The organism is Tateyamaria sp. Alg231-49, from assembly GCF_900143535.1.
In the GTDB taxonomy this organism is placed as follows: Bacteria; Pseudomonadota; Alphaproteobacteria; order Rhodobacterales; family Rhodobacteraceae; genus Tateyamaria.
The window spans coordinates 25,071-37,416 of the sequence record NZ_FRFA01000001.1 but is presented as its reverse complement, the minus strand read 5'-3'; the positions used below and the strand labels follow the sequence as shown (position 1 = coordinate 37,416).

The following is a 12,346-nucleotide window of genomic DNA, read 5'->3' as shown; positions in this document are numbered from 1 at the left end:
GCTCGCTTGCTAATCTAGGAAGTCGAGTCCCATTTTCTTTTTAAGTTCCCGAATACTTAAAGGCTTTTGCAAAACTTGAAAATTTGAAGTGTCTACAACTTCTTTGCCGCTTAGCTCCGCTAAACCAGTCATAATGAATTTCTGCGGAGAATTCACAAAAAAGTGTGATGCAAGGTTTAAGAACTCCACTCCATTGATCATAGGCATAGCCAAGTCAATGAAGGCAAAATCGTAAGAGTTTCGATGATTTTTCAAGTATTGAAGGCATTTAACCGGGTCGGAGAAAGCATCATACGAACACCCCGTCAATGCAACTGACTCGGTGATCGCTTCTACGATCAACTCATCGTCATCCAAAATAAGCACCCTAAGATTCATTAACTTATCTACCATTAGCTAGCTGTCTGCACCGATGAGGTAGGAAAGGTGATTTCAATACAAGCGCCGGAAGAAACATCAAGCGCTTTGATTGAACCATTTAGCTCATTGACAATCGTTTGAGTCATGAAGAGCCCTATCCCACTACCACCGTTTTTCTTATTTGTTGAAAAGAAAGGGTCAAATATCTGGGCAAGGTTCTTTTTTGGTATTCCAGGTCCAGTGTCTCGCACTAGAATTTTTAGGTCACCCCCCTTAACAATGAAATGGACATTAATTTTTCGCTCAGAACCATTATTTTCCTTCATTGCGTTCCTTGAATTCATGAGCAAATTCACAATCGCTTGCTCAAACATTATTGGACGTCCTTTTATCCTAATTGGATCGGATGGAGTTTCCAAATGTACACAAACGCTATCAAGGCGCAGCTGTTCTGATATTAAGTCTTGGGCTGCGACAAACCTTTTTACTGGATCAAATACGACTAAATCCTCATCACCAATTTCGAGGACATAGTTCCGAATACCCTGTATAACTTTTCCTGCCCTCAATGCCTGGCCTTCAATACGTTCCGCTTTAGAGATCAAGTATTCTCTTGGGACGGATCCTGCCTTTGCTCGTTCCAATATACTTCCAGCCGATAATGCAATGACATTGAGAGGTTGATTGATTTCGTGGGCAAATGAACTTGCCATCTCCCCGAGTGCTGCAAGTCTTGATGCGTGAATCAGTTTGGCTTGGGAAACTTTCAATTCGTTCAGGTTTTGTGCAACGAAATAGAAAATTGGGGGAATACCAAAGTTACCATCTCCGATATTTTGACCGCCAGTAACATCGCTTGGGTTGATGTGAAGTTGGCTTACAACCAGATGCACCGACTTCCCAGCCTTGGTTCGAAGATCAATCAACAGGTCAGTAGCCGGTTGGCCATCTAGAGCAACTTGAGTTTCGGTTCCTGCTTCAAGAAAATCTTCAAGCTGTTTGCCCAATACTTCATCCTGCCCATAACCAGACAGGGCTTCCAAGGCGGGGTTCCAGGCTTTGATTCTCCCTTCTGGATCTGTCCCAAAAACGGGAGTTGAAGCTCTCACGAGCAACATTTTTAAGTTCTGCTGCGCAAGCCAAGAATCCTCCTCCGCATTCTCGGCCACTTTTGCAAATTGATCTAGCCAATTTACAATTTTACGGTCTTCCTGAAAATTCAGATTAAGGTAGGTAGAAGGAGGCGTTCGAAACTTAATATATGCTTCGGAAATGCGGCTAAACTTTTCCATCCATTGGAGGAACAAGAAATCAAGAATCTGTCCCCCAATTATAATGAGAATGAGAAGAAGACAGAGCCTTTCGACCATAATAGCGGTTTCCTTCTGAATCTGGAGAACCATCGGCTTGAGTGATCTGGTAGTTTCTAGAACCGCCGGCGACACGTAGTCCAAATTTATACGGGCTACCACTGAAGCAGTAAGCCAAGATCTCAGAGTGTTATTTGATATACTCAAATCGCGTATTAACTCGACTGAAGTATTTTTCGAATTATCCTTCAAATTCAAATTATTTCTAGGAAGGCATCTTAAATTATTCTCAGGAGAAAACGACACATCAACATTGTGAATAATTTTTTCAGGCGACCAGGTGAACACAAGTGTTGTCTTGTTTCTTGGCAAGTATTTCAAGGTGGTAATGTTACCTAATAAACACCCTAACAGTTGGCCCTTGACAGATTTGTTGTTATTTTTGAAATTGTAGTTCTCATCTTCAGACCAGATTATCGGAGAATCCGATCCATAAAGCAAAATCCGACTGCCGTCGTTTAATACAGCATAAATTTGTGAAGGTGCAGCTGACTTATCTTTCGCTATAAAATTCTGAATTTCAGGATTATTTTCGACCAATTCAATGTTGGATAACAAGACGCCCCAGTGACTTGTTTCAAGTTCAAGAAACGTTTTAAGATTAGAGGACACAGGGCCGATTCTGCCTTCAGCATCAGCTATTATGGATTCTAAGTTTTGCTTGAAGGAATTTCTCAGATCATAGATCTCTGACGATAGAAACGGAAAAATTAGTAACACCCCAAAAATTGCGTGAAGAAGCCCACTGTATGAAGCTCTGTCTTTAATTTCCTTCTTAATCCGTAGTTTTGGGAAAAAATACAAACTCAAGTTGACAATGAGCGCCGCTAACAATGCATTCAGCAAACCATTGAGCACCTGCTTAGAAGTTATCAGAAGCGCCGTTTCTGAAGAAAAATCCATTAACTGATAGAGAAGAAAAAATCCCAACGGTCCACCCAAGAGGATCCAGTATGCCAATACCCAGATACTTAATCGGTCAGCCCAACCCCACCTCGAGATTGTACAAACAAAAATTGCTTCCAAGGTGAGGATTGGCACTGCATACGAATGTCCCCACAGCTCAATTGTGTGTAAAGCTCCAATAAACGCTGCGGTAATGGCCCAGAACGGCCCCAACGTTGCCAAGCCAAGCCAAACAAAAACACTTCCAAATAAGAAATGCACCCCAAAAAACATGTTTATGTTTAGAACATTGCCAAAGTAGGCGCATAGGCAAAAACACAGTCCTAATGCGAAGCGGAACGTAAAGCTTTCAAATTTGGCTTTAAGGGGCCCAGTAAACCGAAGTAGACCAAAGTTTGACATAGGCTGTTCCATTGTTGCGTGCCAAATTTTGGAAATGGAAGTCTTGGCGACAGTGCCCGGCTACCAAACCATTTCGACAAGGTGTATTTTGTGTTATCTTGTATGACAATGGGTGCAGTTTCAGTGTAAAAGTATAAAATTTGTGTGCAAAAGTGGATTTTGACGGTAGCCTATTCTACCTATGGTGTGGCATGTAGTTGCCATGATCATCTTAAACAGTCGTAAATATATGACTCTGTTTCATCCATTGGAATCAACGGCTGGAAAGAATATTTAATGAAAGAAACCAACATTCTGGTTATAGATGATGATATTGAACTGTCCGATGAAGTTGCAGAAATTTTGAACGAACAGGGATACCATGTCGGTTTTGCACGAACCCTTCAGCAATTCGAGCAACGGACAGCTGACCGTGCATTCGACCTGTACATTGTGGACCTTCTCCTCCCTGACGGTCATGGACATGAAATAATCAGAAGAGTTCGTTACTTAGGCGCGGCTGGCATAGTGGTGCTGTCAGGTAAACTAAGCGAAGTCGACAAAGTAGTCTCCTTGGAGCTAGGCGCCGATGACTACGTGGTAAAGCCTTTCGCGCGATCTGAATTTGTCGCACGGATCAGAAGTTTGCTTCGTCGATTGGCGACCAGAAACGTGCATACAATGGCGCTAGACGAGGAAGCAACATCGATAGGATACGCTGGTTGGACAATCAACCCCAAGACCCGAAAGGTGTTTCAGCCATCTGGTGAGAAAATTCAACTTACAAAGCTGGAATTTGACCTCTGGCTAACCTTCGTGAAAAGCCTTGATCGAGTTTTGAGCAGGGAACAAATTATTTTTTCCATCAGAGGGCGTGACTGGGCCGGTTATGACAGGTCCATCGATGGTCTGGTGAGTCGTATGCTTAAGAAGCTTTCGGTAGACCCGATGATAGAAGAAAACTTCGAAACAGTTAGAGGAGTGGGGTACATGCTTCGCAGCCCCACTTGAACATATCTGGCCTCTATTAGCTTTGTGTTTCCCGGTGCTGACGCGCAATAGTTGTTCGTATTGGCGGGCACGCAGAGGTTTATCTGAACTCTTGCAGACTAACGTCGAGGGGTCGCGCGGTCTCTGAGGTACAAGTTGTCCCCCTTAGTGACCCTTAAATTAGTGTATCTAGGCAGCGACATTCGCGCCTTATCAGGCTCACGTATCACGGTCGCTTCGTTCGGGGATCAGAACTGTAAACGCAGATCTGATTGAAGAAACAACTCGCATAAAAGGCACAAAAGACAGCGCCACCATAACGCACGACCCACTGAGTGAATATGCCAGCAGAGCATTGAAGATGCCACCACCCAAACACAGCACTAAAATAGAGATCACTGTACCGAACATCATCCCAATGAATAAACTTCCCAGCAAAACCACTCTCCAAAAACCATTTCGTGGTCATTTGATAACTTCCCTAAGTCGAATTTGTGTGACGTTTTGTTGCAAGCTCAGTCCTAAACGCGTGCAATCTTTGACACATTGCTGTCAGACCAATTCGAACTAGGTGTTTGATCCCGCGGTTTGATGGTGCGATCCTTTCTCAGGCTTGGAAGGAAGCATTATGGGACAAGTTCGTCACGGGAGCGCCACGACAACGCACGCCGTCAGAGCTGCAATACAGCGATCGCAAGCTTCGCTCGCGCAGCTAAGCAAGGAGTTGGGTATCAACCCCAAGACCGTTGCAAAGTGGCGCAAGCGGGCGACGGTGGAGGACTTGAAGACCGGGCCAAAAGAGCCGCGCTCAACCGTTCTCACTGAAGCTGAAGAGGCAATGATCGTTGCATTCCGGCGGCACACGCTGCTGCCGCTGGATGATTGCCTCTATGCTCTGCAGCCATCGCTTCCACATCTGACCCGGTCGGCATTGCATCGTTGCCTTCAGCGGCACGGGATCTCTCGCTTGCCTGACGTCGAGGGCGACAAACCTAAGCGCCAAAAGTTCAAGCGTTACCCGATTGGCTTCTTTCATATCGATATCGCGGAAGTTCAGACGGTGGAGGGCAAGCTTTATCTCTTTGTAGGCATTGACCGGACCAGTAAGTTTGCAGTCACGCAACTCGTGGATAAGGCGGATCGCAAGACAACGTGGGAGTTCCTCGAGCGTCTGCTTCAGTCAGTCCCCTATCGCATCCACACGATCCTGACTGATAACGGCATCCAGTTCGCTGAGCAGCCCCGGAACCGTAACACAGCATATTCGCGGCAAATGCGCTTCGACATGATCTGCGAAGCAAATGGGATCGAGCACCGGCTGACCAAGCCAAACCATCCTTGGACCAATGGCCAGGTCGAGCGGATGAACCGCACGATCAAGGACGCAACAGTGAAACGATACCACTACGATAGCCATGATCAGCTACGCACGCACCTCGTGGACTTCATGGACGCATACAACTTCGCACGCAGGCTAAAGACCCTCAACGGCCTCACGCCTTACGAATACATCTGCAAGATCTGGACTTCAGAGCCTGATCGATTCATCCTAAATCCGATCCACCAAATGCCGGGACTGAACACCTAAGCAGCCGTTCAAAACTGAAAGTTCAAACTTTTCGCTCTGAATGACTGCTTACTCCAAGAGCAGACGCAGGCCAAAATTCGGTCTATGACCGGCTTGCAGGACGAACCGGTCATTTACAGTTGCCGCCGTTGGCGAGTTTGCCACGTGCGCAAATCAACCCTAGGGCGACCGTGAGTCGCTTCGAAAATCTGACGGAGACCGTCCTGTTATACTCTTGAAAGCTCGTGTGAAGCTTGGCAAGTGCGCGTATCCTAAAGCGCCTGAGATTTCGGTGATCGGCAAACTGGTTTCGATTAGCAAGCGCTCGGCTTCCGCCAGCCTGACGTCCTCGACAATAGAACTGAGGGACATCCCTTCTTTACTGAGACGACGCTTCAGGGTGCGTCCCGACATTCCAAATACCTTGGAAACGTCATCCAGTTCAGTACCCAGCATGAGCAAGAGCCTACCATGAATAACCCTGCGGACCTCGTCGGCCAATTCGACATCGCCCGCGGGCGGCTGTCCGGGCTCCATCTGTTCACAAACCTGTCCACCGGACGTTGACAGGCGCGGCTCCGATTTCGCCTCCTCCGCCCTCAGGATTACCGCATTGTCTGGAGTTCCGAGTACCACCTGAATGCCCTCGAAAGCTGTGATTTCCGGTTTGGGCTTCCGGTGCCCCATGAGAACCCGAACAGGTTTCCAGTTTGGTCCAAAACGAGTGCGAAGCGCACAGACGACAGCGCCTGCCGCCGCTTCTTGAAAGGGCTCTTCGAGCTTGATGTTCCACGTTGGAAATCCGAACCCAAGGCGCGCAAAGTCCTTCCTGACAGAAACGCCAATCACTCCACCGCATACGCTACCGAGCGCAGCGTTCAGCGGGACGACCAATGCCAGAAGATCGGGTGCCGAACGGAACAGTTGCACCAGTTCCGAAGAGCGCTCGACAGGAAGACACAGGCCCGCCCGAAATGCAGCATCTGGTCGGTGAGACACCGCTGCAAGGGCACCGAAAACGGCAACGGCCTTGCTGCGCAGAACAGTCGCGCCGGGCGCCTGAAGAGAATGTGGGGTTACACCACCTGCCGCCAGAACATCTTCGGCAGAAACGCCGTCGCTGTCACAAACATTGAGGACCCCCGCGAGCAAGAACGCAGAAAATTCACTATCGGGCAAAGGTCTCTCCTAAAATTTGTTGGCATTTGGCCTGTAATGCTAAGCGGACAGCTTTGAGATATGTCAAGTTTTGGTTGTGAACGGGATTATATTTTGGGATTTTCAGGAGGCAAATATGTCGATCAAGCTTATTTCTAAGCCCCTGTGCGCAGGCACTCTACTTTTCGCTTTGCTGGGTGGCGCGGCTGGGGCGCAAGATACCGGAACGCTGGATCAGGGACGAGTGGTTGAGAAGCCGGAACCCTATTCGCCCTATGTGGATCAGCACTTCCCGCAGCGGGTGCTCTGGGGCGATGCCCACCACCATTCCTCGTTGTCCGTGGACAGCGGCATGATAGGGAATAACAACAGCCCAGACGTGAGCTTCCGCTTGGCCCGGGGCGAGGAGGTCACGTCCAACTCAGGCTTGCGGGTGCAACTGGTCCGGCCACTGGACTTTCTGGTGGTCACCGATCATGCGGAATACCTTGGCATTGCCAAGCTGCTCAACGAGGCAGACCCCGCGCTGCTGGCAACCGACGTCGGTAAGGAGTGGTACGCAAAGATGAACGGTAGCCCGCAGGAGGCCTGGCAAGCCGTTGTTTCCATGCAGAAGGATTTCACGTCCGGCGTACCGCGCTTCTCCGACCCCAAGGTTACCCGGACCGTCTGGGAAGACGTCGTGGATATTGCCTCAAGGTTCAACCAGCCAGGCACCTTTACAGCACTCAACGGATACGAATGGTCCACGGTCAGCAATGGGAAAGACGGCTCTGGCCCGGCGGGCGCCAACCTGCACCGGGTCGTGATCTTTCGCGACGGGCCTGATCGCGTAAAGCAGATCGTTCCGTTCAGCGCCTTCGATAGCGGTGATCCCGAGAAGCTTTGGGAGTTCATGGCTGCATACGAAGAGAATACCGGTGGCCAGATCCTGGCAATCCCCCACAACGGCAATATCAGCAACGGCCAGATGTACGCGGAGGTTATCAAGGGCAGCGATATGACTGCGGGCTATGCCGAGCGCCGCGCGCGCTGGGAGCCCCTGATGGAGGTCACCCAAGAGAAGGGCGACGGCGAGGCTCATCCCTTCCTTTCGCCCAACGACGAGTTCGCGGACTACGGGACCTGGGACTTTGGCGATTCCTTTGGGAACCCCAAGGAAGACTGGATGCTGCAGTACGAATACGCCCGGTCGACACTGAAGAATGGGATCCGGCTGGAGGAGAAGCTTAGGGTCAATCCCTTCAAGTTCGGGATGATCGGCAGCACTGATAACCATGTCAGCATGACCACCACGCGCGAGGAAAATTACTTTGGTAAGCTCCCTAGTGAGGACCCCTCGCCAGACAGGTACAAAGGTGTGTTCGTTAAGAACGCCACAACAGGCGAGGTGCTTGTCTACGACTGGCAGCTGGTCGCGTCGGGACTGGTCGCTGTGTGGGCGAGAGAAAACACGCGCGAAGAGATATTCGATGCCATGGCCCGCAAGGAGGTCTACGCCAGCACCGGGACCCGCCTGACCGTCCGGATCTTCGGCGGCTGGGATTTCCGGCCCGATGAAGTCCAGCGACCCGATTTTGCTGCTCAGGGCTACGCACGCGGCGTGCCGATGGGCGGGGACCTGACAGACGCCCCCGATAGCAAAGCACCCAAGTTCATGATCCGCGCCTTGCGCGATCCCGATGGCGCCAATCTCGACCGCATACAGATCATCAAGGGCTGGCTCAATGCCGATGGCACCACGGAAGAGCGGATCTACGACGTCGCCTGTTCCGACAATCGATCCATTGAGAACCGCCGCTGCAACAGAACCGTCGGCAGCACCGTTGACGTCGCTGATGCGAGCTACACCAACTCGATCGGGGAAACCATGTTTATGGTCCACTGGGAGGACCCGGATTTCGACCCGAGCCAGAGCGCCTTCTACTACATGCGCGTCATTGAGATACCCACGCCGCGCTGGACGGCCTACGACGCGAAGCGGTTCGGGATCACGATGCCCAGTGAAGTGCCGATGACGGTGCAGGACCGCGCCTATACCTCGCCGATCTGGTACACGCCCTGATCCGGCCCTGAGAGGACGCCAATCATGAGCGGCTCACAGGACGCCTATCTTCGGAAATCCTCATCGGCCATGCGGGTTGTCGGCTGGGCTCTGGTGCCCGGCCTGCTCCTGGGGTTCGTCGGTTACTCGCCGGGTTTTGTCTGGGGGGTGCTTCCCGAAACTCTCCAGATCGGCCCGGCGCATCCCGCGTCACCTTATGACGGGCTGCATCCTTACGTGTTCATGCTGGTCGCCCTCTATGCCGCCTGGGCTGTTTTGCTTGTTCGTGGGGCCGATGATCCCGAAAGGAACGTCGCCTTGTTCGATTGGGGCATTTTTGCCAACCTGCTGCACTGCATCGTCATGATACCGCAGGCCTTCGTTTACCCAAACGAACATGCCCATCTTTGGGCCGATATCCCACTGACAATTGTCCTCGCTGCCGTGATGTGGACCTGGCATCCTGCCCGACGTCGGGATTAGAAATTCTGGTCCAACAAGGTGCTCAGAGATAAATCTGATCATTTGGCCGATTGCACTAAGCAACCCGCTCATTGGAATATTTTACACGCCCGCCGAGTGAAGAGCGGCGAACTTGGAACGTACACTCTGGGCTCGATGCAGTCATTCGACCGATTTTCTCTAACGGCAGCTTTGACGCGCTGAGCTGCCGTTCGTGTCCGGAAATTGGAAGTTTTGGTCCTGAACGACTGCTTTCACCGAAAGCGGACAGTGACGAAAAACCGGTCTACTTATGCTATGCGGACAATATGGCCTAATGCGGGCGCAGCGAAACTCAGATCGTTAAATCGGATAAACCCACGCGCAGGCAGTGGACGATGTGGAGAAGTGCAATGAACCAGATATGGCAGATGACAGCGAGCGAGATTGCTTCTGCAGTGCGTTCGAAAAAGATATCCGCGACTGAAGTTGCCGGCACGCATTTAGAGCGCCTTGACGACGTAAATCCTAAGATCAATGCCATTGTCCAGGACTGCCGTGAAGATGCAATGCACGCTGCCCAACGGGTGGACGAAGCTGTTGCCCGCGGTGAAGACCCGGGCGCATTGTGTGGTGTACCCGTCACGATCAAGGTCAATGTCGATCAGAAAGGATATGCGACCACCAACGGCTTACGCCTCCTTGAACATCAGGTGGCGCAGCACGACAGCCCAGTTGTCTCGAATATTCGCAAGGCTGGAGGGGTGATTGTCGGGCGTACGAATACGCCTGCGTTCTCCCTGCGCTGGTTCACGAAGAACAGCCTGCACGGGCAAACGCTGAACCCGTATAACAGAGACATCACACCCGGCGGCTCTTCCGGCGGCGCGGCCGCAGCAGTCGCGGCCGGCATTTGTGCGTTGGGCCACGGCACTGACATCGCAGGCTCTATCCGATATCCTGCCTACGCATGTGGTTTACATGGGCTGCGACCGTCTCTTGGTCGGGTACCCGCTTACAATGCAAGCGCTGCGGATCGATATATCGGCGCGCAGCTTATGGCAGTCTCCGGTCCGATCGCACGCAGCATCTCAGACATCGCAATCTCGCTGACTGCCATGGTAGCGCCTGATGCTCGCGACCCTTGGTATATGCCAGTATCCCTTGCACAGCAGGACTTCCCCAAGCGGGCCGCGCTGACAGTCGCGCCGGATGGGATGCATGTGGCAGAAGATATTCGTGCGGCTTTGGCTGATGCTGCGGACAAACTCAGAGCGGCAGGCTGGACCGTTGATGAGATAGAATGTCCGCCCATGCGACCCGCGGCAGAGATCAATGCACATCTTTGGATGGCGGAAACACAGTTCGGCGCAAAAGGTCTGATCCGAGAGGAGGCGGACCCGGACGCGCAGTTTGTGTTTGAGCAGATGTCGAAAGATGCTGGGGACATCGGTCTGGATGGCTTGATGAATGCCCTGCAAGCGCGCGCCGGACTGGTCAGGGAATGGGCATTGTTCTTGCGTGAATACCCGATCGTTGTCTGCCCTGTCTCAGGGGAATTGCCATTCGACCAGCAGTTGGATGTGCAGTCAGAAGCGGACTTCGCAGGGGTGTTCGAAGCGCAACTCACACAAAGGGCTCTGCCCGCGATCGGCCTCCCATCTCTCTCGGTCGCAACCGGGAGCATACGTGGCCGGCCTATTGGCGTTCAGTTAATTGCTCCGCATTACCGAGAAGATATTCTTTTGGCCGCAGGCTTGGATATTGAGGCTGCGGGTGAACCAATCCAAGTTGCTGAACCGAACTGGGATTGAAAACGGGCCTCCAGTCCACGCGATCAGAGCTTCGCGATTGCACGCGGGGGCGGCTGCTTCGCGCTTGGACCTGTCATTTGCTATGTTCGGCACCAATGCTCAAGTTGCGGACTTAACACGTTCAGTGGGACCAAAATCCATCGAGTCCTCATAGGCGGCGATGACGTGGTAAATCCGCTTCCAAAAAGGAACTCTGGCAATTGTAGGATGAGAGGTCATGAACATGGTATTTCCTTCTGTCAGTCAGTCAGGCTGGATACCGCAACTCTTTGAAAGATGCGGTATCTGCCGGTTCTGCTGGCGCGTTATGGGGTGGTGTTTTGATCTAGGAACTGGATCATCCCAGCCGCGATATCGCTGCCGAATTCTTCAAGCGCGAAGTGACCGGTATCGAGCAAATGGAACTCAATGTTATCCAGATCGCGCTTGTACGGGTGTGCGCCATCGGCAGGGAAGATATGGTCGTTCTTGCCCCACATCAGCAATGTCGGCGGTTGATATTCACGAAACAGCGCCTGCCATTTTGGGTATTCAGCTACGTTGGTGCCGTAGTCGAGGAACATGGCCAGTTGCACCTCTTGATTGCCCGGACGATCCAGCAAGTACTGAACGTGCCAGAAATTGTCAGGGCTGATCGCATCAGGGTTTTGCGTGCCATGAGTGAACTGCCATTTCGTCGCTTCCATTCCCAAAAATCCGCGCAGTGCGTCGCCATTTTCGGTTGAAGGTTCAGCCCAATAAGCTTTGATCGGGTCCCAGAATTCGCGCAAACCTTCCTCATAGGCATTGCCGTTTTGAATTATGAAGCCCGACACCCGCTCCGGGTGTTCCGCAAACATCCGGAAGCCGACAGGCGCGCCGTAATCCATCAGGTAGACTGAATAGTCGTCGACATCCTTGCGATCCAAAAGCGTGGTCATCATGTCCGCGACCTTAGCGAAGGAATAATCAAACTCCCTTGCCAATGGCATGTCTGACGCCCCGAATCCGGGGTAGTCGGGCGCAATGACATGGTAGTTGGCGGCAAGTTCGGGGATGAGATTACGGAACATGTGTGACGACGTTGGAAAGCCATGCAGAAGCAAGATCGTAGGTTTGGCCGGATCACCAGCCTCACGATATGCGATCCTAATGCCATCTATGATTTCTGAGTGAAACGACGTTTGTGTAACATCAATCACAGCATTGGTTTCAACTGCGAAGGCGGGCGACGCGGCGATGTTGGGGGATGCAAGGGTCAAAGCCAGAAGGCTCGCGGATAGTACCGACTTAATCGGATTGGTCATTTTGGTTTCCTTTTTGGATGTGGTGATAG

9 protein-coding genes are annotated in these 12,346 nt (G+C 51.6%); 5 read left to right on the top strand and 4 right to left on the bottom strand.

Going from position 1 to position 12,346, the window contains the following annotated elements; all coding sequences use genetic code 11:
- Positions 1–9: 9 nt before the first annotated feature.
- Positions 10–357 (bottom strand): response regulator, encoded by a 348-nt coding sequence (locus tag DHN60_RS00165; RefSeq protein WP_159089060.1) that lies wholly within the window; start codon positions 355–357, stop codon positions 10–12.
- Between the two features lie 35 nt (positions 358–392).
- Complete coding sequence (locus DHN60_RS00160; protein ID WP_159089059.1) at positions 393–2,909, bottom strand: ATP-binding protein; 2,517 nt, start codon at positions 2,907–2,909, stop codon at positions 393–395.
- Positions 2,910–3,314: 405 nt separating this feature from the next.
- Between DHN60_RS00160 and DHN60_RS00155 the strand changes: the two genes are divergently transcribed.
- The gene (locus tag DHN60_RS00155; protein WP_108835259.1) at positions 3,315–4,028 is read left to right on the top strand and encodes a response regulator transcription factor; all 714 of its coding nucleotides are present in this window, start codon (positions 3,315–3,317) and stop codon (positions 4,026–4,028) included.
- Between the two features lie 607 nt (positions 4,029–4,635).
- Positions 4,636–5,595, top strand: a complete 960-nt coding sequence (locus DHN60_RS00145; RefSeq protein WP_108835257.1) for an IS481 family transposase — start codon at positions 4,636–4,638, stop codon at positions 5,593–5,595.
- A 159-nt stretch (positions 5,596–5,754) separates the two neighbouring features.
- Here DHN60_RS00145 and DHN60_RS00140 read toward each other — a convergent pair whose 3' ends face one another.
- Positions 5,755–6,753 (bottom strand): AraC family transcriptional regulator, encoded by a 999-nt coding sequence (locus tag DHN60_RS00140; RefSeq protein ID WP_108835256.1) that lies wholly within the window; start codon positions 6,751–6,753, stop codon positions 5,755–5,757.
- Between the two features lie 115 nt (positions 6,754–6,868).
- On the opposite strand from DHN60_RS00140, the gene DHN60_RS00135 reads away from it, so the two are divergent.
- The 3 genes from DHN60_RS00135 (at position 6,869) to DHN60_RS00125 (ending at position 11,031) form a co-directional block, all read left to right on the top strand.
- Positions 6,869–8,797: a DUF3604 domain-containing protein gene (locus DHN60_RS00135; RefSeq protein ID WP_108835255.1), complete on the top strand. Its 1,929-nt coding sequence runs from the start codon at positions 6,869–6,871 to the stop codon at positions 8,795–8,797.
- A gap of 24 nt (positions 8,798–8,821) precedes the next feature.
- Positions 8,822–9,259, top strand: a complete 438-nt coding sequence (locus DHN60_RS00130) for a DUF6632 domain-containing protein (RefSeq protein WP_108835254.1) — start codon at positions 8,822–8,824, stop codon at positions 9,257–9,259.
- 371 nt (positions 9,260–9,630) lie between these two features.
- Positions 9,631–11,031: an amidase family protein gene (locus DHN60_RS00125; RefSeq protein ID WP_108835253.1), complete on the top strand. Its 1,401-nt coding sequence runs from the start codon at positions 9,631–9,633 to the stop codon at positions 11,029–11,031.
- A gap of 305 nt (positions 11,032–11,336) precedes the next feature.
- Here DHN60_RS00125 and DHN60_RS00120 read toward each other — a convergent pair whose 3' ends face one another.
- Positions 11,337–12,317, bottom strand: a complete 981-nt coding sequence (locus tag DHN60_RS00120; RefSeq protein ID WP_108835856.1) for an alpha/beta fold hydrolase — start codon at positions 12,315–12,317, stop codon at positions 11,337–11,339.
- Positions 12,318–12,346: the final 29 nt, after the last annotated feature.

What these genes read in the sequence shown, in the direction of transcription:
- DHN60_RS00160 (WP_159089059.1), bottom strand. Translation starts at nt 2,909, where the DNA reads ATGTTTTTTGGGGTGCATTTCTTATTTGGAAGTGTTTTTGTTTGGCTT.
- DHN60_RS00155 (WP_108835259.1), top strand. Translation starts at nt 3,315, where the DNA reads ATGAAAGAAACCAACATTCTGGTTATAGATGATGATATTGAACTGTCC.
- DHN60_RS00145 (WP_108835257.1), top strand. Translation starts at nt 4,636, where the DNA reads ATGGGACAAGTTCGTCACGGGAGCGCCACGACAACGCACGCCGTCAGA.
- DHN60_RS00135 (WP_108835255.1), top strand. Translation starts at nt 6,869, where the DNA reads ATGTCGATCAAGCTTATTTCTAAGCCCCTGTGCGCAGGCACTCTACTT.
- DHN60_RS00130 (WP_108835254.1), top strand. Translation starts at nt 8,822, where the DNA reads ATGAGCGGCTCACAGGACGCCTATCTTCGGAAATCCTCATCGGCCATG.
- DHN60_RS00125 (WP_108835253.1), top strand. Translation starts at nt 9,631, where the DNA reads ATGAACCAGATATGGCAGATGACAGCGAGCGAGATTGCTTCTGCAGTG.
- DHN60_RS00120 (WP_108835856.1), bottom strand. Translation starts at nt 12,317, where the DNA reads ATGACCAATCCGATTAAGTCGGTACTATCCGCGAGCCTTCTGGCTTTG.